We start from the raw sequence: 22,079 nt of genomic DNA on the forward strand, positions 1-22,079 counted from the left end.
CATGAAATTAACCGTAACGTTACCTACACATTCATATGATTTAACCATCGAAACAGGTGCCTTAGATAAAATTGGCACCTGGGTACGTAGCCTGTGGCAGCCACAACGGGTAGCGATTATTACCGATGAAACGGTGAATAAATTATATGGCGCAGCCGTTGAGAAAGAATTGCAAGCTGCTGGTTTTGAAACATCATTGATTGCTGTAGCGGCAGGTGAACAAAGTAAGAGCCTCGAAACAGCTCAGCTGCTTTATGATTTTTTAGCGGAACAGCAATTGACTCGAAGTGATGGTCTAATTGCTCTAGGTGGAGGTGTTGTGGGAGATCTAGCTGGATTTGTCGCTTCAACCTATATGCGCGGTATTCACTTTTTGCAAGTACCAACAACCTTACTGGCACAAGTAGATAGTAGCATTGGAGGTAAAACAGCGGTTAACACTAAAAAAGCCAAAAATCTTGTCGGTACTTTTGCCCAACCAGATGGGGTTTTAATTGATCCTAATACACTTAAAACATTAGAACCTAGACGTGTGCGTGAAGGAATTGCAGAAATTGTAAAATCAGCAGCTATCGCTGATGTTGAATTGTGGCACCGTTTATCCTCTTTGGAAAATGAACAAGATTTAGTGGCACATGCAGAAGAAATTATCACGGCCTGTTGCAAGATTAAACGTGATGTCGTCGAAGAAGATGAATTAGATTTGGGCTTACGTTTGATTCTGAATTTTGGGCATACGATTGGCCACGCATTAGAAAATACAGCTGGTTACGGGGTGATTGCTCACGGTGAAGGCGTTTCTTTAGGAATGATTCAAATAACTCAAGTCGCAGAACAACGAGGGCTTTCCCCACTTGGGACTACCCAAGAGTTGGTCACCATGCTAGAAAAGTTCGATTTACCAGTAACGACAGATCGTTGGCCAGAAGAACGTCTCTATCAAGCAATTACACATGATAAAAAAACACGTGGGGGACAGATTAAAATCATTGTCTTAGAAAAAATTGGTCAAGCGAAAATTGTCTCTTTACCAACGGAAGAAATTCGAGCATTTTTAAATAGAGAAGGAGGAATTTAAGATGCGCTTTATTACAGCAGGCGAATCACATGGACCTGAATTAACTGCTATTATTGAAGGCTTACCAGCCGGCTTGCCTTTAAGTAGCGAAGAGATTAACCGAGAATTAGCAAGACGTCAAGGCGGTTACGGTCGTGGGGGACGGATGAAAATTGAAAAAGACCAAGTACGTATTACTTCGGGTATTCGGCATGGTAAAACACTTGGCTCACCAGTAACGTTGATTGTCGAAAACAAAGACTGGAAAAATTGGACCTCCGTGATGTCAGTAGAGCCAGTTCCTGAAAAACAAAAGAAAATCCGCCGCGTCAGCAAACCACGTCCAGGACATGCTGATTTAGTCGGTGGAATGAAATATCAACATGATGATTTACGGAATGTTTTAGAACGGTCTTCGGCACGAGAAACAACGATGCGTGTGGCGATTGGTGCGGTTGCTAAAAAACTCTTAGCTGAATTGGATATCCAAGTTGCTGGGCATGTCGCGGTATTAGGTGGGATTGAAGCTACGATTCCTGAAAATTTAACGATTCGTGAAATTCAAGAACGATCTGAACAATCTGCCGTTCGCGTATTAGATCCTTCCGTAGAAGAAAAAATGAAAGAACTAATTGACCAAACCAAGAAAAATGGCGATACAATTGGTGGGGTAGTAGAAGTACTTGTGGGTGGCGTTCCAGCTGGCTTAGGTAGCTATGTTCAATGGGATCGTAAACTAGATGCCAAAATTGCGCAAGCTGTTGTAAGCATCAATGCTTTTAAAGGTGCTGAGTTTGGCATTGGATTTGAAATGGCGCAACGCCCTGGTAGTCAAGTGATGGACGAGATTGTTTGGGACGAAAGTACTGGTTATACCAGAACTTCCAACAATTTAGGCGGTTTTGAAGGAGGAATGACCAACGGAATGCCAATCATCGTTCGTGGTGTCATGAAACCTATTCCAACCCTTTATAAACCATTACAAAGCGTGAATATTGATACAAAAGAGCCTTATAAGGCCAGTGTTGAGCGCTCTGATAGCACGGCGGTACCGGCCGCTAGCGTTGTTTGTGAAGCCGTTGTTGCAACGGAAGTAGCGAAGGCTATGCTCGAAAAATTTGATAGTGACTCATTTGAACAAATGAAAGAAGCAGTGAAACGTTATCGTCTATATACTCAAAACTTTTAATGGAAGAAAGTCGCAAGTATATGGAGGGAAAAAATGAAGAAACGTATTTTAATCGTAGGATTAGGGCTAATCGGGAGTTCACTGGCTTTGTGTATCAAAAAAGGACATCCCAACAGTGAGATTATCGGTTTCGATAATCAAGCGGAGTCAACTGAATTTGCTAAGAAAACGGGTCTAATTGATGAGATAGCTGAATCTTTAACAAGTGGGGCAAGACGAGCAGAGATTATTTTTCTTTGTTCCCCAGTTAAAGCAACTTTAGTACAACTAGAAGAATTAAACCAATTGTCACTAGAAACTGCTCTGATCACAGATGTGGGTAGTACCAAGGTGGAAATTAATCAGTTAGCAACAAAGCTTAACATGAAAAATTTTATTGGTGGTCATCCAATGGCTGGTTCACATAAATCCGGCGTAACAGCCGCTGATGAACGTTTGTTTGAAAATGCCTACTATATTTTTACCGATGACCATGGCGAAAAAAACAAACAGATTCAGGAGTTACAAACGTTACTAAAAGGAACGCATGCGAAGTTTATTACGATGCCTGCACAGGAACATGATGAAATTACTGGTGCTCTAAGTCACTTGCCACATATTGTTGCCGCAGCGTTAGTGAACGAAAGTCAGCAACTGAATACCACTTACCCTAGAGCGCAGCAGCTAGCGGCTGGAGGATTCAGAGATATTACTCGAATTGCTTCCTCTGATGCAACGATGTGGACGGATATTTTATTAAGCAATCGCTTAGTATTATTGGACTTACTAGAAAATTGGCAAAAAGAGATGACTACTGTTTGCCAATGGTTAACAGAAAAAAATGCCCCAGCTATTCGTAATTTTTTTGATAAGGCCAAAGAAACACGTGCTCAGTTGCCCATTCATAAAGAAGGCGCAATCCCAGCTTTCTATGATCTGTTTGTTGATGTACCAGATCAACCAGGAATCATTGCTGAAATTACGCAAATTTTAGGCGAAGCGGACCTTTCTCTTACAAATATTAAAATTTTAGAAACGAGAGAAGAAATCTATGGGATTCTTCAATTGTCTTTTAAAAATCAACCAGACTGCCAAGCTGCAAAACAAATTTTATCTAAAAAAACGAACTATACGTGTTACGAAAAATAAGAGGTGATGAGGGTGCAACTACGTACAAATGTGAAACATTTACAAGGGACTCTGATGGTTCCTAGCGACAAATCGATTTCCCATAGAAGTATTATGTTTGGAGCGATTTCTTCTGGAAAAACGACGATTACAAATTTTCTAAGAGGCGAAGATTGTTTAAGTACCTTAGCGGCGTTTCGTTCTTTAGGTGTGAACATTGAAGATGACGGGACGACAATCACCGTTGAGGGGCAAGGATTTGCAGGTTTAAAAAAGGCGAAGAATACAATTGATGTTGGAAATTCAGGGACAACAATTCGTCTGATGCTGGGCATTTTAGCTGGCTGTCCCTTTGAAACGCGCCTAGCTGGTGATGCGTCTATTGCTAAACGACCGATGAATCGTGTGATGCTTCCTTTAAACCAAATGGGAGCGGAATGTCAAGGGGTTCAGCAAACGGAGTTTCCGCCAATTTCTATTCGCGGGACTCAAAATTTGCAACCGATTGACTACACAATGCCTGTTGCAAGTGCTCAAGTTAAATCGGCTATTTTATTCGCCGCTTTGCAAGCCAAGGGCACTTCTGTAGTGGTTGAGAAAGAAAAGACACGTGATCATACAGAAGAGATGATTCGACAATTTGGTGGGACGCTTGAAGTAGACGGTAAAAAAATTATGTTAACTGGACCGCAACAATTAACAGGTCAAAATGTGGTAGTTCCTGGTGATATCTCTTCTGCAGCTTTCTTTTTAGTTGCGGGTTTAGTAGTCCCAGATAGCGAGATACTTCTGAAAAATGTTGGCTTAAATCAAACGCGGACAGGTATTTTAGATGTGATTAAAAACATGGGTGGTTCCGTCACTATTTTAAATGAAGATGAGGCCAATCACTCTGGCGATTTACTTGTAAAAACGAGTCAATTAACAGCTACAGAGATTGGTGGCGCTATTATCCCACGTTTAATTGATGAGTTACCGATTATTGCTTTGTTAGCTACTCAGGCTACTGGCACGACAATCATTCGAGATGCAGAAGAATTGAAAGTCAAAGAAACCAATCGGATTGATGCAGTAGCGAAAGAATTAACAATTTTAGGCGCCGACATCACGCCTACTGATGATGGCTTAATTATACATGGACCAACTTCTTTACATGGTGGAAGAGTTACCAGTTATGGGGATCATCGTATCGGGATGATGTTACAAATTGCTGCATTACTTGTAAAAGAAGGCACTGTTGAATTAGATAAGGCTGAAGCAGTTTCAGTTTCTTATCCAGCATTTTTTGACGACTTAGAACGTTTAAGTTGTTAACGAAGGAGGATAACGAACCATGGAAAGCATTGTTTTAATTGGTTTCATGGGTGCGGGTAAAACAACTATCGGCCAAAGTTTGGCCAATAAACTAAAGATGCCTCATCTTGATTTAGATACAGCGTTAATTGAAAAAATAGGACGCTCAATTCCTGACTATTTCGAAAAATATGGTGAAGCAGCTTTCCGAGAACAGGAAACCCAACTTTTAAAGGAGCTGTCAAAAAATACAGCCGTCCTTTCAACTGGGGGCGGGATTGTTGTCGGACCAGAAAATCGTAGCTTATTAAAATCTTTTCAGCAAGTGATTTATTTACATGCGACACCAGAAGAGCTGTTAAAAAGAATCGCAGAAGATACTGAAAACCAACGCCCCTTAGCTATAGAACGTTCTTCAAAAGAAATCATTACTTTGTTTGAGTCTCGTAAAAATTTTTATGAAGAATGTGCGAAGATGACAATTGATACGACCAATCGCTTGCCAGAAGAAATTATCAATGAAATTCTGCAACAATTAAAGGAGTAGAGAAACGATGAAAGTTGGTTATTTAGGTCCGATTGGTTCCTTTACGTACAGTGCAACGTTGGCTGCTTTTCCTGATGCTACATTGATACCGTACGCATCGATTCCAGCTTGCTTGAAAGCAATTGAACAGCAAGAAGTGGCATGTAGCATTATTCCAATAGAAAACACGATTGAAGGAACTGTTAACGCATCGATAGATTATTTGTATCATCAAGCGCAGTTACCTGTCCAAGCAGAGTTAGTTTTACCGATTCAACAACAATTAATGGTGGCAAAAGAGAATCAAGCGATTTGGCAACAAAGTCAGAAAATTTTATCACATCCGCAAGCATTAGCTCAATCGCAGATGTTTCTAGAGAAAAACTTTCCAGAAGCGATTTTAGAAGCAACGCCTTCAACAGCTTACGCCGCCAAATACATTGCAGAACATCCAGAATTACCTTTTGCAGCTATTGCACCAAAACTTTCTGCGGAAATGTATGATTTGACCATTGTTGAAAAAAATATACAAGATTTATCGGTAAATCAAACCCGATTTTGGGTTCTTGGTTCTGAAAATTTAGCGATTTCTTTCCCGCTATCTGAGAAAAAAATAACGTTGGCGATTACGATGCCAAGTAATGTTCCTGGCTCTTTACACAAAGCATTAAGCGTGTTTAGTTGGCGAGGGATTAATCTTAGCAAAATAGAATCGCGGCCGTTGAAAACAAAGCTCGGAGAGTACTTCTTTTTAATGGACTTAGTGAATGATCAACCAGAAAAACTAATTGAAGCAGCTTTAACAGAACTGGAACTGATTGGCGCAGAAATAAAAATTTTAGGGGATTACCCGATCTATGTTTTGTCCACACTTTAAAGAGTTAAAAATGAAAATGAAGCTTACTTATTAGATAAAGTGAGTTTCATTTTTTATTAAATTACATATTTGTAATAGGAATTTCCTGCGAAATGAGGTATCCTAAGAAAGGTGATAAAACACAGAGGTAAAGGAGTGACACGATGAGTCGTGTAGATCGTTATAAACATATTCATGAAAAATCGAGACCAGCAGAGCATAAAAAGACCTTTAATCCCCGAAAATCAATGGGTGAACATAGAGAAGAAGAACCAGAAGAACTAGCTGAAAGCCTTCAAGAGCCAGTTTACGAAGACAGCTATACTGAGGACAGTCGCAGAAGTGAGAGGCGACATCAAACAGATTCAGGTGGTGGCAACGGTTCTGACCAACCACCCCGCGGAAAAAAAGACAAGAAACCAAAAAAGAAACGTAAAAAATCAAAAACAAAACGCTTTTTCAAATGGCTAGTGATCCTATTGATTCTGTTATTTGCCTATAGTACAGTCATGTTTTTAAAAGGAAAATCTGCAGCAGAACATGATGACTCGTTGCCTCAAGAAAAAGTAGAAACATTTAATGGTGTCAAAAGTAGCAATGGGGCTAAGAATATTTTAATTCTTGGCAGCGATACACGTGGGGAAGATGCTGGACGAGCCGACACAATAATGGTTCTCCAACTAAATGGACCATCAAAAAAACCGAAATTAATTTCATTTATGCGTGATACATTCGTGGACATTCCTGGTGTCGGGCCGAATAAAATTAATGCCGCATACGCTTATGGCGGTGCTGAATTGGTTCGTGAAACGTTAAAACAAAACTTTAATTTAGATACGAAATATTATGCTAAGGTAGATTTCCAATCATTTGAAAAAATTGTTGACTCTATGTTTCCAAAAGGTGTCAAAATCGATGCAGAAAAATCACTGAATTTAGATGGTGTTGATATTGAAAAAGGGCAACAGGTCATGGATGGACATGTCTTACTTCAATACGCTCGCTTTAGGATGGATGAAGAAGGCGACTTTGGTCGGGTTCGTCGCCAACAACAAGTTATGTCAGCTGTAATGAGCCAAATGAAAAACCCAATGACTTTATTAAGAACCCCAGAATCACTTGGGAAATTAGTCGGCTATATGTCGACAGATGTGCCTGTTAGTTTCATGTTAACGAACGGACCATCATTGCTGATTAAAGGAAAAGCAGGGGTTGAGTCATTATCGGTTCCGGTACCAGATTCTTGGAATTTTGGTGAATCCTCTTATGCAGGCAGTATTTTAGAAGTAGATGAACAAAAAAATGCTGACGCCATCGAAAAATTCCTGAACGAATAAGGAAAGCATTTTAAAATATCCTTTTTTATGCTATATTAGAAACAACGTGGAAAATTAGTGAAACGAGGTTACAAAATGAAAATTGCTATTGTGACAGATAGTACAGCTTATTTACCCGAGCGCATTAAAGATCATCCGAATCTTTTTGTAATTCCCATCCCAGTCATTTTAGATGGAAAAATATACAACGAAGGCATTGACATTGAAGCAGATGAATATTATGCATTGCTAAATAATAGTAAAGAATTTCCGACGACTTCACAACCTGCTTTAGGAGAAGTGTTAGAGCTTTACAAATCAATCGCTGAACAAGGGTACGACACCATCATCAGCATTCATCTTTCTTCAGGAATCTCTGGTTTTGTTCATACATTGCACGGACTTACTGATGAAATCCCAGGCGTTGCTTTGTATCCATATGACTCAAAAATTACAAGTATGCCAATGGGACACATGGTAGAAGCTGCTTTAGATTTAACAGAAGAAAAAGCCAGCTTAGAAGAAATTTTTGCCAAATTAGATTTAATTCGTGATAATACGTATGCATATCTAATTGTAGAAGATCTGAACAACTTAGTTCGTGGCGGTCGCTTAACGAATGGCGCAGCCTTGATCGCTGGGCTATTGAAGATTAAACCTATCTTGACTTTTGAAGATGGAAAAATTGTATTATTTGAAAAAATCCGTTCAACAAAGAAAGCTTTTGCTCGTGCAGAAAAGATTATTGGTGAACGAAACGCAGGGATTGAAGCACCAGTTAAACTGTATGTGATTCATGCTAATAACCGCATCGTTGCTGAAAAAGAACAAGCAAAATTACAAAAGCTATACCCAAATGCAGAAATTGAAATCGGTCATTTTGGTCCAGTTATTGGGACCCATCTAGGGGAAAAAGCAATTGGTTTAGCGATTTCAGCTCAATAATAAAAGATGAGACAAAAGTAAACTACTTCTGTCTCATCTTTTATTCTATTATTTTGTCGTTTGCTGCTGTTACTCAGCCGAATACTTTTTGTTTATAAGAAAATGTAAAATTACTCCTTTTTATTAGAAAATATCTTGCAAATTAAGCAATTCCTTACAAAGTAATGTATACTAAGGAAGAGGAGGCGGTTAAATGAAAAGAAATATAGCCTTGTTGCAAAGCGAAAAAATGAAAAAAGTTCAAGCTTTAGCAAACTACTACCAAGAATCAATTGACTTACCGCCTGGAAAAAACCGTGAGGCGGTTATCAAAAAGATTAACGAATCAAAAAAAGAAATTAAAGAAATAAATGATATATTAACAGATATTCAAAAGAAAAAGAAATAAAGGAGTCGTTTGTGATTATCGATGGATTTACGTTATTGCTATTTTTATTTGTCGTCGTTATGTATGGTTACTTTTACTTCGTACGTAAAAGTATTGTAATTCCGGCTACAAAACATCCTACAACAAAATATCTAGTTGCTTTTTTTAGTTTAATGATTCTGGCCAATGCATTTTCGGCAGGAGATAAAATTGAAATGATTCGAAGTGTGTTATATATTTTGATTATTTTCAGTTTTCTTTACGATGCAAGAGGTTTTGCGGAGGACTGTATTATTACGCATCCTTTTGACAATCGGGGCACGGCCTTTAAAGATATCGAAAAGATTGTCCTTGTTCAAAAGTCGAACGGTATTCGTTTAGGGTATTTAAAAAAAGGCAGAAGAGGGGTGGTTTTACGCTTTTCTGCGCCACTAGAAGAAATGGTTCTTTTTCTTTCAACACGGATGAATGAAGAGGCAGAAATTGATATTATTGTTAATGAAGATTAACCATGTTCAGCTCCTAGAAATCAGCTTTTCCCGCGTTAAGTTTTGTCTGAATTTCTTTTAAAAAAAAGAAAGCAATTTTGCTTGTACTTTTGGTAAAATTTGTTATAATTAGTCAGATTAAATTTTGGAAGGAAGTTGTTTCGGTGAGTGAAGAATTTGAAAAGTGTGTCGCTGACTTGAAAAAGAAATATCAAGCAATCCCTGAAGAAAAACGACAACACTTTGCAGAACGTATGCAAAAGAAAAATTTCTTACGCTACAAAAAAATTGAATTAATTAAAGGAGAACTTCTTCGTTTAGAAGCACGACGCGCTCAATTGGAACTTTGCGAACGCAGTTCTGAGTTAGAAGAAGTTGAAAAGAAAATTATTCTTAAAAAGAAAAAATTACTTAAATGTTTTGATCGGTAAGTCAATAAAAATTTAATATAGAAGGGAATGATAGGATGGAATTTACCTTTCTAATCATTGTTTTTGCACTGTCTATTACCTTCTCAAACATATTCAACCGGATTGTTCCCGTCATTCCGCTGCCAATTGTGCAAATTATTGTAGGCGTTCTAATTGGTTTAACTAAAATGGGGCAGGAAATTGAATTTGAGCCTGAAGTGTTTTTAGTAATGATTATTGCACCGCTTTTATTTAGAGAAGGGGAGCTAATCAATCTGAAAGCAATGATGAAAAATTTCGGGATGATTCTTTTCTTGGCCTTTTTTGGTGTGTTAATTACCTTAGTCGGAGTCGGCTGGACCCTGCATATGATTTTGCCTACTTTACCATTAGCCGCTTGCTTCGCTTTTGGGGCGGCTTTAGGGCCAACGGATGCGGTGGCGGTAGGTTCGTTATCAGGTCGAATTGACATTCCTGAACGTTCGATGAACATTTTATCTGGTGAAGGACTCATTAATGATGCATCAGGCGTTACAGCCTTTCAATTTGCATTAGCGGCTTTATTAACGGGGTCATTTTCGCCGGTGGAAGCGGCAGGGACCTTGGTTATTTCCAGTATTGGTGGAGCGGTAGTCGGAATCGTGTTAGTTCTATTAAAACAGCAAATTGTTCATTTACTTGAAACTGCGGTGGCAAAAGATGTTACAGGCTACTTGTTGATTGAATTACTCTTGCCATTTATTGCTTATTTAATTTCAGAGTTGATTGGCGTTTCTGGAATTATTGCCGCTGTGATTGCTGGAATTATGCAAGCGTCTAGTTTGAAAAAAGTTTCGCTTTTTGAAGCAGAACTGTCAAATGTTGGCGAAAGTATTTGGAGTATGATTGAGTTCACCTTAAATGCCTTAGTTTTCTTATTCTTAGGAATTGAACTTTCTCAAGTGTTTTCGCCAATTTGGATTGACCAACAATATTCAAACTGGTTCCTACTAATGGTTGTTCTAATTATTAGCGCCGTTGTCTTTTTGATTCGTTTCTTAGCCATTTTCAGTGTTTACACGCTTCAACATGGCCTTAAGAAAGTTAAAAACGCAATGAATGAAATGCTGATTTTAACTTTTGGCGGTGTTAAAGGAACAGTGAGTTTAGCTACCATCTTTATTTTGCCAACAGCGATTAACGGCGAGCATTTTAAAGAACGACCGTTATTACTATTCATTACGGCTTGTGTTATTTTGGTGACTCTGATTGGTGGGATTCTAGTTTTACCATTTTTAACTGATTCAGAGACGGAAGTGGAAAATGAAGAGTCAGTCGAAATTGATTTATTACGTGATGTCATTGATGTCTTAAAACAGCAAAATGAAGAGAATCCTCGTGGTGAAATGAATGCGGTCATTGAAAATTATCAAGATCGTTTAAAAGAATTGTATACCGAGCAGCTAAGTGCAGAACGAAAACAAGAAGTGCAAGAGTTGCGGACGTTAATTGTGTCCATTGAACGAGACGGCCTAGAAGAAAGTCTGAAACAAGGAGAAATTAGTGTCAGAAGTTATCGTATGTATCAACGCTTGATTACACGGATGCAACGGTCGATTGCCAAACAATTATTATCGATTGTAGGCTTTTGGTTATTATTTGCTCGACAAATCATTTCGATTCTTTTACATCCTAAGTTATTTTTCAATCGTGGTGAAGCTTCTGAAGAAGAAAAAGAATTACGAAATGAAGAACTAGAAAATATTCGCCAAGTTTTTCTAAGAAATTCTCAAGTTATTCTGAAGAGTTTAGATAATTTGCGCGGTGTCTATGATGATGATTTAATTGATTTCTTCATTGACGGACGCTTGGATTTAGCCCATAAGTTTGAAAAAGGCGAATTTATTGATTCGTATATTGTTCATACGGAGACAGACTATGTCAAAGACCTATTATTAGGCTTCCAAGAAGAACGACGGATGATTGATCATTACGAACAATCTGAACGCATTTCAATTATCGAAGCGAACGAGTTACGAAAAAATGTCAATTTATTAGAGAGTTATTCGATTAGCGGCGAAGTGAATAATGTTCCGCTGAAACGATTTGTTAAAAATTTTAATAAAGAATAAGTAATAGTGTATGAGATGAAACCAAGACGATTTTTATCTCATGCACTTTTTTTATAATCCAATTTTTGATACAATAAGCAAGACCAAAATAGAAGGAGTTGGTAGTGTCGGTGAAAGAATTAAAAGTAACAGATTTAACCAAAACATATGGGGAAAAAACACTATTTGATCATCTTTCTTTTTTGATTCATGAAAAAGATCGCATTGGTTTAATTGGGATTAACGGCACAGGGAAAACCAGTTTATTAAATATTATTGCTGGCGTAGATAGCGGTGATGGTGATCTTGCTGCGATTCAGCAGCCAAGTGATTATCAAATTGGGTACCTTTCCCAGAATCAAACATTTGACGAGAATATTACGATTGCAGAAGCCGTGTTTCAGGGAGACAGCCCAATCATAAAAGCGGTCAAAAATTATGAATTAGCGTTAGCTGCTTTAAGTGAGAATGGTTTAGACGAAGGGGTTCAAAGACGTTACACGCAAGCAGAAGAAGCCATGAATAAACAAGATGCTTGGACAGCAGATACCAATGCAAAAATTATTTTACAAAAATTAGGCATTCCCACATTGGAAAAGAAAATAGGTGAGCTTTCTGGTGGGCAGTTAAAACGAGTAAGCTTGGCGCAAGTCTTAATTGAAGCGCCTGATTTACTGTTATTGGATGAACCAACGAACCATCTGGATTATGAAACGATTGAATGGCTGGAAAACTTTTTAAATAACTATCGTGGTGCGGTTTTAATGGTGACCCATGACCGTTACTTTTTAGATCGAGTAACCAATCGGATTTTCGAACTTTCTTTTGGAAAACTGTATGAATACAAAGGAAACTATGAAACGTATGTGATGGAAAAAGCCGAACGTGAACGTGTCGCTGTAGAACAAGAAGAAAAAAGAAAACGCCTCTTCAAACAAGAACTAGCGTGGATGCGAGCAGGCGTTCAAGCACGAGGAACGAAACAGCAAGCAAGAATTGATCGGTTTCAGGATTTAAAAGAAAACTTGCATCAGGTACAAACCAATGGCACCTTAGAAGCAGACTTTGCCACGCAGCGTTTAGGGAAAAAAGTTCTGGAAATCAAGGAAGGAAATTATGCCATTGATCATAAACAGCTTTTGAAAGACTTTAATTTACTCATTCAAGCAAACGATCGAATTGGCATTACTGGTAAAAACGGTGCAGGCAAATCCACATTATTAAATATTTTAGCTGGCCGCATTCCTTTAGAGAGTGGTCTATATAGTATCGGTGAAACCGTCCGAATTGGCTATTATACCCAGCAAAACGAAGAAATGGATCCTAATCAACGGATGATTGCTTATTTGCAAGAAGCAGCAGAAGAAGTGAAACGCAGTGATGGAAGCAGCGTTGGGGTCGCTGAAATGTTAGAGCGCTTTTTATTTCCTCGTTTTATGCATGGTACACTGATTGGCAAACTGTCTGGTGGAGAAAAACGCCGGTTATATCTCTTAAAATTATTAATTAGTCAGCCTAACGTGTTATTATTGGATGAGCCAACCAACGATTTAGACATTGATACGTTGACCATTTTAGAAGATTATATTCAAACGTTCAAAGGAGCGGTAATTGCGGTTTCTCATGACCGTTATTTCTTGGATAAAACAATGGACAAATTGTTAGTTTTTCAAGGAAATGGTCAGATCCTATCATTTTATGGCACGATGAGTGAATATTTGGCGAACCAAAAAGAACAAGAAAAGGTCAAAGAAAAACCACTCAATAAACCAGTAAAAGAAGCATCGACAGAAAAGAAAGAAAAAACAAAGCTGACTTATATGGAACAAAAAGAGTGGGCAACAATTGAAGAAGATATCACACAATTAGAAACGAAATTAGAAACATTAACTGAAGAAATGAATCATCAGGGTGATGATTTTGTTCGTTTACAAGAATTGCAAGAAGCAGTAACAGCAACGGAACAATTGTTAGAAGAAAAAATGAATCGTTGGGAATACTTGAGTGAATACGCGGATTAAGAGACGGAGGGAATAAGATGGAAGAAGCATACTTAGCGCTAGGAAAAAAGATTTTAGAAGAAGGTCATTTTAAAGAAGACCGTACAGGAACTGGGACGTATAGTTTATTTGGCTATCAAATGCGTTTTGATTTGGCCAAAGGATTTCCCTTACTAACAACCAAACGAGTACCGTTTGGCTTGATTAAAAGTGAGTTATTGTGGTTTTTAAAAGGCGACACGAATATTCGCTATTTGTTAGAGCGAAATAATCATATTTGGGATGAATGGGCGTTCGAACGTTACGTAAAAAGCGCAGATTATCAAGGACCAGACATGACGGATTTTGGGCATCGTGTCTTACAAGATCCAGCGTTTGCAGAACAATACAAAGAAGAACATCAAAAATTCTGTGATGCCATTTTAAATGATGCAGAGTTTGCAGAAAAATATGGTGAATTAGGGAATATTTATGGTGCGCAATGGCGTCACTGGGAAACCAAAGATGGTAGCTTTATCGATCAATTAGCTAATGTGATTGAAATGATTAAAACCAATCCTGATTCTCGCCGTTTAATTGTTTCCGCTTGGAATCCAGAAGATGTGCCTTCAATGGCGTTGCCGCCTTGTCACACTATGTTTCAATTTTATGTAAATGAAGGAAAATTAAGCTGTCAACTTTATCAGCGCAGTGCCGATGTTTTTTTAGGTGTTCCTTTTAACATTGCAAGCTATGCTTTATTGACACATCTGATTGCACATGAAACAGGTTTAGAAGTGGGGGAGTTTGTACACACGCTAGGAGATGCCCACTTATATCAAAATCATGTGGAGCAAATGCAAGAACAATTATCACGAGAAGTTCGTTCTTTTCCAACGCTCGTTTTGAATCCAGACAAGGCTTCTGTTTTTGATTTTGATATGGAAGATATTAAAGTAGAAGGCTATGACCCACATCCAACGATTAAAGCGCCGATTGCCGTATAAAAAAGGAGAGAGAAGCTATGTTAGCAGCTATTTGGGCCCAAGATGAACAAGGAGTGATTGGTAAAGAAGGCAAATTGCCTTGGCATTTACCCAACGACTTGAAATTTTTCAAGGAAAAAACAATTCATAATACATTGGTCTTAGGACGTGCAACTTTCGAAGGCATGGGATGTCGTCCGTTACCAAATCGAACAACGATTGTTCTTACCAGTAATCCGGATTACCAAGCTGAAGGCGTTTTGGTTATGCATTCCGTAGAGGAAATTCTTGCGTATGCTGACAAGTATGAAGGCGTGACCGTTATTGGTGGAGGTTCTGTCGTTTTTAAAGAACTGATTCCCGCATGCGATGTCTTATATCGGACGATGATTCATGAAACATTTGAAGGCGATACCTTCTTTCCAGAAATTGACTGGTCTGTTTGGGAAAAAGTTGCCACTGTTCCCGGCGTCGTGGACGAGAAAAATCTTTATGCACATGACTATGAAACGTATCATCGAAACGATAAATAATAAAATGAAGGGAGGCATGAGCAATGCCGACATTGAAAGAAAAAATTATTCAAGAGAGTCAACGTTTAGGCATCGATAAAATCGGCTTTACTCATGCTGAACCATTTATTGAATTAGAAGATTCTCTGCATGAACAACGAGAGCGAGGATATAACTCGGGGTTTGAACATCAAAATGTGGAAGAACGAATTTACCCAGAAAAAACGTTTGAGCATCCTAAAAGTATTATCTCCATTGCTTTAGCTTATCCCACCAAAGCTCAGGAAAAAATGCCTAGAGATGAAAAGCGTGGACAATTTGCGCGAGCCTCTTGGGGAATTGATTATCATCACATTTTGCAGGATCGGTTGCAAAAATTAATTGCTTTTATTGAAGAGCAAGCTGCCACTGAAGCAGAAAAAGAACACTGGCGCTTTCGGCCACAAGTAGATACTGGCGAATATGTTGACACCGCTGTTGCTCAGCGGGCGGGTTTAGGATTCATTGGTAAAAATGGTCTACTGATTACCGAAGAATTTGGTTCCTTTGTATATTTAGGTGAGGTGACCACCAACATTCAATTTGAACCAGATGAACCTGTTCCAAATGGTTGCGGTGATTGTACTCGTTGTATCACAGGGTGTCCTACAGGGGCTTTGTTAGGGGACGGTCGAATGAATGCTCAAAAATGTTTGTCTTATCAAACGCAAACAAAAGGCATGATGCCTGAAGAGTATCGAAAAAAAATGCGTAACGTCATTTATGGTTGCGACATTTGTCAGCTGGTTTGCCCTTATAATAAAGGAAAAGATTTTCATTTTCATGAAGAGATGGAACCAAAGATTGAAGAAGTTTATCCCAAATTAGCACCGTTATTAACTATTTCCAATAAAGAGTTTAAACAGCAATTCGGACACTTAGCAGGCTCTTGGCGTGGTAAAAAACCATTGCAACGGAATGCTTTAATTGCGTTAGCGAATTTGGGCGGCCGTGAAGCTATCCCACAAATTATTCTCTGTTTAAATGATCAGCGTCCTGTCATTCGCGGAACAGCTGCTTGGTCGTTAGGTCAGCTCGCAAAAAGAGAACCCGAGCAAAGTTTAGAAGCTTTAAATTATCTACTTTCTGTAGAAACTGAAGAAGAGGTTATCGAGGAAGCCCAAAAGGCTATTCACTTGTTAACAAGCAAAAAAGGAAGCCGCTCAACGGAGTGACTTCCTTTTTTTATTAAATATGATTGCGATATAAACCAACAACTTTACCTAAAATTGTAACGTTATCTAAAAGAATAGGCGCTAATGCATCATTTTCAGGCTGCAAGCGGATATGATCTACTTCTCGGAAGAATCGTTTACAGGTTGCTTCATCTTCATCGGTCATTGCGATTACGATGTCGCCATTATTGGCATTCGATTGCTTACGAACAATCACTTGGTCGCCATCTAGAATACCTGCGTTAATCATACTTTCTCCTCGAATCGTCAACATAAATAAAGCATTTTCTTCTGTACGTAAATCAGGAGGTAACGGGAAGAAATCTGATGCTTCTTCCACCGCTAAAATTGGTTCACCAGCAGTTACGACACCTAACATCGGAATAGTTGTCGGTTGAATCCCAATCTTTTCCAAGCCTTCTGGTGTTAATTCGATTGCTCGCGGTTTTGTTGGGTCACGTAAGATTAGACCCTTTTTTTCAAGACGAGCTAAATGTCCGTGAACGGTAGAAGTTGAGGATAAATCAACAGCCTTCCCAATTTCGCGAACGGTTGGCGGATAGCCCTTTAATTCGACTTGTTCGTATATATATTTAAGTACTTCTAATTGTCTTGTTTCTGTACGTTTCGCCAAAACCCGCACCTTCTTTCAATTGATAAAATTAGTGTACCATAAAATGCGAACGAAATCAAACAAGCGTTCGTGTTTTATAAATATCAGAATATAGTTGTTTTTTTAAGGCAGTTCTTATAATATAGACAGTGAGAGTAAGGAGGGATTTTGATGTTATCGAAAGAAAAAATTGCCCGTATAAATGAATTAGCGAATAAAGCAAAAGTGGAAGAACTTAGTGCGAAAGAAAAAGTCGAACAACAAGAATTACGTAAAGAGTATTTAGAAGCATTTCGTGGAGGGATGCGTCACCATATCGAAGGAATGAAGGTCGTGGATCAAGAAGGGACCGATGTGACTCCTGAAAAACTAAAACAAATTCAACGTGAAAAAGGACTTCACAACAGAAAGTAATTGCTTTCATTGTCGAAATAAGCTACACTATGAATAAAGGTAAAAAAAACCTAAATTAGGAGATGATTTTTTTGTTTGACAAGACAGATCAATTGGGCGTTAATACAATCCGGACATTAAGTATTGAAGCCGTACAAAAAGCGAACTCAGGACATCCTGGTTTACCAATGGGTGCTGCCCCAATGGCGTATGCACTTTGGACAAAACATTTAAAGGTGAACCCAACAACTTCTAGAAACTGGGTTGATCGTGATCGTTTTGTACTTTCAGCAGGCCACGGCTCTGCAATGTTGTACAGCTTATTACATCTATCAGGATACAACGTAACAATTGACGATTTGAAAAATTTCCGTCAATGGGATAGTAAAACACCAGGGCATCCAGAAGTGCACCACACAGATGGTGTTGAAGCAACAACAGGACCTCTAGGACAAGGGATTGCTATGGCTGTTGGTATGGCAATGGCTGAAGCGCATTTAGCTGCAACTTATAATCGTGATAGTTTCCCTATTATGGATCATTACACGTACGCAATTTGTGGTGACGGCGATTTAATGGAAGGTGTTTCTCAAGAAGCAAGTTCAATGGCTGGTCATATGAAATTAGGTAAATTAATTGTCTTGTACGATTCAAATGACATCTCATTAGATGGACCAACTTCTAAAGCCTTTACTGAAAATGTTGGGGCTCGTTATGAAGCATACGGATGGCAACATATTTTAGTTAAAGACGGCAATGATTTAGATGAAATAGAGGCTGCGATTGAAGCGGCTAAAGCTGAAACAGATAAACCAACACTGATTGAAGTTAAAACAGTCATTGGTTACGGAGCACCAAAAGAAGGAACATCTTCCGTTCACGGCGCGCCAATTGGTGAAGAGGGCATTACAGCGGCTAAAGCTGTTTATGGTTGGGAATACCCTGACTTTACTGTGCCAGAGGAAGTCGCTGCTCGTTTTAAAGAAACGATGATTGACGAAGGCCAAAAAGCAGAAGCGGCTTGGAATGAGATGTTTAAGAACTATGAACATGCGCATCCAGAATTAGCCAAACAATTTAAAGAAGCTTTTGCCAACCAATTACCTGAAGGTTGGGAACAAGAATTACCTAAATATGAACTAGGAACAAGTGCCGCAAGTCGTGTAACAAGTAAAGAAACGATTCAAGCTATTTCAAAAGTTGTTCCAAGTTTCTGGGGCGGTTCAGCTGATTTATCTGCCTCAAATAATACAATGGTTGCTGCAGAAAAAGATTTCGAACCTGGTCAATACGAAGGCCGTAATATTTGGTTTGGTGTTCGCGAATTTGCAATGGCTGCAGCAATGAACGGGATTCAATTACACGGTGGTAGCCATGTTTATGGCGGGACATTCTTCGTCTTTACTGACTACTTGCGTCCAGCAATCCGTTTAGCCGCTTTACAAAAAGTTCCTGTAACTTACGTCTTAACGCATGACTCTGTTGCGGTGGGTGAAGATGGGCCAACACACGAACCAATTGAGCAATTAGCAAGTGTTCGTTGCATTCCAAATGTTCATGTGATTCGTCCAGCAGACGGCAATGAAACTGTTGCTGCTTGGAAAATTGCTATGAATTCTACGGAAACACCAACTATTTTAGTTCTAAGTCGTCAAAACTTACCTGTTTTAGAAGGAACGTTAGAACACGCTTCTGATTCTGTTCAAAAAGGTGCTTATGTATTGTCACCACAAAAAGGTGAACAACCAGCAGGGATTTTAATTGCGACTGGTTCTGAAGTAAATCTAGCGGTGGAAGCACAAGCGAAATTAGCGGAAGAAGGCATCGATGTATCTGTCGTGTCAATGCCAAGTTTTGATTTATTTGAAAAACAATCTGCTGAATATAAAGAAAGTGTGTTACCTAAAGCTGTGACAAAACGTGTGGCGATTGAAGCTGCAGCAAGCTTTGGTTGGGAACGCTATGTAGGAACAGAAGGCAAAACAATCACAATTGATCACTTCGGCGCTTCTGCACCTGGCGGTCTAGTTCTTGAAAAATTCGGCTTTACTCCTGAAAATGTGGTTAATACCTATAAATCACTATAAATAAACATTAAAAAACCTGAATGCTTGTGATAGCATTCAGGTTTTTTGCTTCATTTCTTTTTGGGAGCAAAGAGCATAAAGTGAAAAAATAATGCGAACAATTGGAACCCAATACCAGTTAAAGTAACACCAGACCAACCATAGTTTTGCCACATTAATGTACCAATCAATGAACCCAGTGAACCGCCGATGAAATAGAAAAACATAAAGACGGTATTGTTACGATTGCTGGCTTCTTCTCCCAAATTTTGGACGCGTGTTTGATTGGCTACTTGCCCAAATTGAGTACCGATATCTAAAACAATAATTGCTAAGATTAGTAAGACCACATGTGTTCCACCTAGAAAAAGTAAGATAAAACTACCGAACTGCATCAGCAGGCCAATCAAAACAATCTTCCGCTCTGGATAATAATCGGATAGACGACCAATGATGGGTGCTACGAAAGCCCCTGATAACCCAAAAATTGCTAAAATACCGACTTCTTTCGGTCCCCAATAATAAGCTGGACTACTAACAAAGAAAATTAATGTAGACCAAAAGATTGAAAAGGTTGCAAACATAAAAAAGCCATTGACAGTTGCTTCTCTTAACAAAGGTTGCGATTTGATTAGCTTAGGAAGACTTTTCAAAGAACCTAAATAAGTTAATCGATTTGAAGTTTGAGTATGTATCACTGTTTTGGGCAATTTTAATTGAAGTAGAACGACCAATGCTAACACGAATATTACGGCGATTAAGTAGACTGTTCGCCAAGAAGCTGCACTAGCAATGAAACCCGAGATCGTTCGAGACAATAAAATTCCTGTCAATAGTCCGCCCAGCATTCGACCTGTTACTTTACCACGGTTCGCTGGCCCCGCCATGACCGCTGCATAAGGAATAATAATTTGGGCGACAATAGAGAGCAACCCAATAAAAAAAGAAGAGAGTGCAAACAGGAGAAAACTTGGGGCAAAAAATGCAGCACTTAGAGACAGTGAGGAGAGCGCGGCTACTCGAATGATTAATTTGCGACGATCAACGACATCGCCTAATGGAACAAGAAAAAGTAAGCCTAGCGCATAGCCTAATTGGGTCAGCATAGTAACAAAACCAATAGAACCAATACTGACTTGAAAGGCCTGAGCAATTTGGGTGCCAATTGGTTGAATATAATACATATTGGCGACCACGACCCCGCAAGTTAACGCTAATAAAAACGTCACTTGATTTGTTAAACCCGATTGTTGTTTCTTCATCTAACCACCTACATTTCTATGTAATTCATTTTGTAATACAACAACTACTCGGCAATAGTTGTTTTGATTACAAAAACAGACTTCTCTTATAAAGTTTGTTCAAAAAGTGACAAGTCCATTAAAAAGTTTATCACAATAAATAAAGAAAAGTAAGAGGATAAATAACAAAAATCTCATCAAATTGAAAAGAAGAAGTGGTTGTTTTCACAAGTGTGAAGAGGGTTAATTAAATACAAACAAGATTTCAATTACATTACAGAAATTTTAAAACTCAAAATTTAATACGTTTATTTCTTGTTTCAATAGGAAATTAACGGTAAAATAGAAAAGTGAGACAGTGAGGAGGAAAAATGAATGAGCGAACAGTTAACAAGAAGTAGTAAACATATTCAAAAATCTCTTAAAAAGCAAAAAGCTTATAAACGTGCTACCGCCGTTGCGGGGACTTCAATGATTTTAGCACCTGTGGTTGGTGCTGCGGTACCTGCCCAAGCAGAATCAAGCCAGCAAGCATTTATTAATGAAATCGGAAATTCAGCAGCAGCCGTTGCCAATAGCAATGATATGTATGCTTCCGTCATGATTGCTCAAGCGTTGCTAGAAAGTAGTTATGGTAGTTCTGGGTTAGCATCTGCACCGAACTATAACTTGTTTGGTGTAAAAGGAAGTTATAATGGACAATCTGTTTATATGCCAACAAAAGAATATTTAGACGGACAATGGGTGACCGTCACAGCAGCATTTAGAAGTTATAATTCTTATGCGGAATCGTTCCAAGATCATGCCAATGTTATTCGTTCCACTGCTTTTGGGGATACATACCATTATTCAGGCGTTTGGAAGAGTAATACTAGCAGTTATCGCGATGCAACAGCCGCTTTAGCTGGAAGTTATGCAACTGATCCAGGCTATGCCGAAAAATTGAATTGGTTAATTGAAGCATATAATTTAACTCAATATGATTGGGGAGCACCAGTCGCTCAAACCACTAGTTATTCAGATACAACGGGAACCGTTGATACAACAATCGATACAGCGGCTTCTGCAACAGCAACAGCAGAAACTGTAGCTAGTCAAAGTTACACTGTCGCAAACGGCGACACATTGTGGGACATTGCTGCACGTTTTGGAACGACAGTTGATAATTTAATGTCACTAAATGGATTAACATTGGATTCTGTTTTATCGGTGGGACAAACCATCCAAATCGGTTAATTTTGCAATTATTTAGTTGAAGAAGGACCTTACAAAAGCGGCAGTTTTTGTAAGGTCTTTTATCGTGAAAATAGGTAGGGCCAGCAGCAATTATTTGATGAGCATAATCCGTTTTTTTATTTAATTTTTCACAAACTAAAATTCGTTTTTCTGGTAGAAATCGTTTTTTTGAGCTATGCTTAGAGAAAGAATTAT

Annotated in this window: 21 protein-coding genes; 19 read left to right on the top strand and 2 right to left on the bottom strand. The window is 38.7% G+C overall.

What is annotated here, in order from left to right; all coding sequences use genetic code 11:
* The first annotated feature begins 1 nt into the window (after window position 1).
* From aroB to queG, 16 genes are all read left to right on the top strand, one after another.
* Window positions 2-1,078 (top strand): 3-dehydroquinate synthase, encoded by a 1,077-nt coding sequence (aroB, locus tag IGL93_RS06160; RefSeq protein ID WP_002369401.1) that lies wholly within the window; start codon window positions 2-4, stop codon window positions 1,076-1,078.
* Window position 1,079: 1 nt separating this feature from the next.
* Window positions 1,080-2,246, top strand: coding sequence for a chorismate synthase (gene aroC / locus IGL93_RS06165; protein ID WP_002357582.1), 1,167 nt, complete (start codon window positions 1,080-1,082; stop codon window positions 2,244-2,246).
* 33 nt (window positions 2,247-2,279) lie between these two features.
* Window positions 2,280-3,374, top strand: coding sequence for a prephenate dehydrogenase (locus IGL93_RS06170; protein WP_002379446.1), 1,095 nt, complete (start codon window positions 2,280-2,282; stop codon window positions 3,372-3,374).
* A gap of 6 nt (window positions 3,375-3,380) precedes the next feature.
* Window positions 3,381-4,667 carry a 3-phosphoshikimate 1-carboxyvinyltransferase gene (gene aroA / locus IGL93_RS06175; RefSeq protein ID WP_002374853.1) on the top strand — a complete coding sequence of 429 codons (1,287 nt, stop codon included), beginning with the start codon at window positions 3,381-3,383 and terminating at the stop codon, window positions 4,665-4,667.
* A gap of 19 nt (window positions 4,668-4,686) precedes the next feature.
* A complete protein-coding gene (locus tag IGL93_RS06180; RefSeq protein ID WP_010775841.1) occupies window positions 4,687-5,193 on the top strand; it encodes a shikimate kinase in 507 nt (168 codons plus the stop codon).
* Between the two features lie 7 nt (window positions 5,194-5,200).
* Window positions 5,201-6,049 (top strand): prephenate dehydratase, encoded by an 849-nt coding sequence (pheA, locus tag IGL93_RS06185; RefSeq protein WP_002374851.1) that lies wholly within the window; start codon window positions 5,201-5,203, stop codon window positions 6,047-6,049.
* Between the two features lie 143 nt (window positions 6,050-6,192).
* Complete coding sequence (locus IGL93_RS06190; RefSeq protein ID WP_002365661.1) at window positions 6,193-7,365, top strand: LCP family protein; 1,173 nt, start codon at window positions 6,193-6,195, stop codon at window positions 7,363-7,365.
* Window positions 7,366-7,440: 75 nt separating this feature from the next.
* Window positions 7,441-8,289, top strand: coding sequence for a DegV family protein (locus tag IGL93_RS06195; RefSeq protein WP_002382324.1), 849 nt, complete (start codon window positions 7,441-7,443; stop codon window positions 8,287-8,289).
* A 193-nt stretch (window positions 8,290-8,482) separates the two neighbouring features.
* Window positions 8,483-8,677, top strand: coding sequence for a hypothetical protein (locus IGL93_RS06200; RefSeq protein ID WP_002357574.1), 195 nt, complete (start codon window positions 8,483-8,485; stop codon window positions 8,675-8,677).
* 11 nt (window positions 8,678-8,688) lie between these two features.
* Complete coding sequence (locus IGL93_RS06205) at window positions 8,689-9,165, top strand: hypothetical protein (protein ID WP_010775842.1); 477 nt, start codon at window positions 8,689-8,691, stop codon at window positions 9,163-9,165.
* A gap of 77 nt (window positions 9,166-9,242) precedes the next feature.
* Window positions 9,243-9,575 carry an ACP phosphodiesterase gene (locus IGL93_RS06210; protein WP_002357572.1) on the top strand — a complete coding sequence of 111 codons (333 nt, stop codon included), beginning with the start codon at window positions 9,243-9,245 and terminating at the stop codon, window positions 9,573-9,575.
* A 35-nt stretch (window positions 9,576-9,610) separates the two neighbouring features.
* On the top strand, window positions 9,611-11,665 hold the full coding sequence (locus IGL93_RS06215) for a cation:proton antiporter (RefSeq protein WP_002360309.1): 2,055 nt from the start codon (window positions 9,611-9,613) through the stop codon (window positions 11,663-11,665).
* A gap of 110 nt (window positions 11,666-11,775) precedes the next feature.
* Window positions 11,776-13,665 carry an ABC-F family ATP-binding cassette domain-containing protein gene (locus tag IGL93_RS06220; protein ID WP_002365663.1) on the top strand — a complete coding sequence of 630 codons (1,890 nt, stop codon included), beginning with the start codon at window positions 11,776-11,778 and terminating at the stop codon, window positions 13,663-13,665.
* 17 nt (window positions 13,666-13,682) lie between these two features.
* Window positions 13,683-14,630, top strand: coding sequence for a thymidylate synthase (locus tag IGL93_RS06225; RefSeq protein ID WP_002357569.1), 948 nt, complete (start codon window positions 13,683-13,685; stop codon window positions 14,628-14,630).
* Between the two features lie 17 nt (window positions 14,631-14,647).
* Window positions 14,648-15,142 (top strand): trimethoprim-sensitive dihydrofolate reductase, encoded by a 495-nt coding sequence (dfr, locus tag IGL93_RS06230; protein ID WP_002360302.1) that lies wholly within the window; start codon window positions 14,648-14,650, stop codon window positions 15,140-15,142.
* Window positions 15,143-15,165: 23 nt separating this feature from the next.
* Entirely contained in the window at window positions 15,166-16,335 is a 1,170-nt protein-coding gene (gene queG, locus IGL93_RS06235) for a tRNA epoxyqueuosine(34) reductase QueG (protein WP_002366694.1), read from the top strand.
* Between the two features lie 13 nt (window positions 16,336-16,348).
* Here queG and lexA read toward each other — a convergent pair whose 3' ends face one another.
* Entirely contained in the window at window positions 16,349-16,969 is a 621-nt protein-coding gene (gene lexA / locus IGL93_RS06240) for a transcriptional repressor LexA (RefSeq protein WP_002357566.1), read from the bottom strand.
* Window positions 16,970-17,119: 150 nt separating this feature from the next.
* On the opposite strand from lexA, the gene IGL93_RS06245 reads away from it, so the two are divergent.
* Entirely contained in the window at window positions 17,120-17,362 is a 243-nt protein-coding gene (locus tag IGL93_RS06245) for a DUF896 family protein (RefSeq protein ID WP_002384502.1), read from the top strand.
* Between the two features lie 71 nt (window positions 17,363-17,433).
* Window positions 17,434-19,428 (top strand): transketolase, encoded by a 1,995-nt coding sequence (gene tkt, locus IGL93_RS06250; protein ID WP_010775843.1) that lies wholly within the window; start codon window positions 17,434-17,436, stop codon window positions 19,426-19,428.
* 50 nt (window positions 19,429-19,478) lie between these two features.
* On the opposite strand, the gene IGL93_RS06255 is transcribed toward tkt, so the two are convergent.
* Complete coding sequence (locus IGL93_RS06255; protein WP_002357563.1) at window positions 19,479-20,669, bottom strand: MFS transporter; 1,191 nt, start codon at window positions 20,667-20,669, stop codon at window positions 19,479-19,481.
* A gap of 354 nt (window positions 20,670-21,023) precedes the next feature.
* Here IGL93_RS06255 and IGL93_RS06260 point away from each other — a divergent pair, with 354 nt between their 5' ends.
* Window positions 21,024-21,884, top strand: a complete 861-nt coding sequence (locus tag IGL93_RS06260; RefSeq protein ID WP_430600026.1) for a glucosaminidase domain-containing protein — start codon at window positions 21,024-21,026, stop codon at window positions 21,882-21,884.
* The last annotated feature ends 195 nt before the right edge of the window (window positions 21,885-22,079 follow it).

This window comes from Enterococcus sp. DIV1328a (genome assembly GCF_050536905.1).
Taxonomy (GTDB): Bacteria; Bacillota; Bacilli; order Lactobacillales; family Enterococcaceae; genus Enterococcus; species Enterococcus faecalis.

Coding starts and splice junctions, on each gene's coding strand:
- aroB (WP_002369401.1), top strand. CDS start 2: ATGAAATTAACCGTAACGTTACCTACACATTCATATGATTTAACCATC.
- aroC (WP_002357582.1), top strand. CDS start 1,080: ATGCGCTTTATTACAGCAGGCGAATCACATGGACCTGAATTAACTGCT.
- IGL93_RS06170 (WP_002379446.1), top strand. CDS start 2,280: ATGAAGAAACGTATTTTAATCGTAGGATTAGGGCTAATCGGGAGTTCA.
- aroA (WP_002374853.1), top strand. CDS start 3,381: ATGAGGGTGCAACTACGTACAAATGTGAAACATTTACAAGGGACTCTG.
- IGL93_RS06180 (WP_010775841.1), top strand. CDS start 4,687: ATGGAAAGCATTGTTTTAATTGGTTTCATGGGTGCGGGTAAAACAACT.
- pheA (WP_002374851.1), top strand. CDS start 5,201: ATGAAAGTTGGTTATTTAGGTCCGATTGGTTCCTTTACGTACAGTGCA.
- IGL93_RS06190 (WP_002365661.1), top strand. CDS start 6,193: ATGAGTCGTGTAGATCGTTATAAACATATTCATGAAAAATCGAGACCA.
- IGL93_RS06195 (WP_002382324.1), top strand. CDS start 7,441: ATGAAAATTGCTATTGTGACAGATAGTACAGCTTATTTACCCGAGCGC.
- IGL93_RS06200 (WP_002357574.1), top strand. CDS start 8,483: ATGAAAAGAAATATAGCCTTGTTGCAAAGCGAAAAAATGAAAAAAGTT.
- IGL93_RS06215 (WP_002360309.1), top strand. CDS start 9,611: ATGGAATTTACCTTTCTAATCATTGTTTTTGCACTGTCTATTACCTTC.
- IGL93_RS06225 (WP_002357569.1), top strand. CDS start 13,683: ATGGAAGAAGCATACTTAGCGCTAGGAAAAAAGATTTTAGAAGAAGGT.
- dfr (WP_002360302.1), top strand. CDS start 14,648: ATGTTAGCAGCTATTTGGGCCCAAGATGAACAAGGAGTGATTGGTAAA.
- queG (WP_002366694.1), top strand. CDS start 15,166: ATGCCGACATTGAAAGAAAAAATTATTCAAGAGAGTCAACGTTTAGGC.
- IGL93_RS06245 (WP_002384502.1), top strand. CDS start 17,120: ATGTTATCGAAAGAAAAAATTGCCCGTATAAATGAATTAGCGAATAAA.
- IGL93_RS06255 (WP_002357563.1), bottom strand. CDS start 20,669: ATGAAGAAACAACAATCGGGTTTAACAAATCAAGTGACGTTTTTATTA.
- IGL93_RS06260 (WP_430600026.1), top strand. CDS start 21,024: ATGAGCGAACAGTTAACAAGAAGTAGTAAACATATTCAAAAATCTCTT.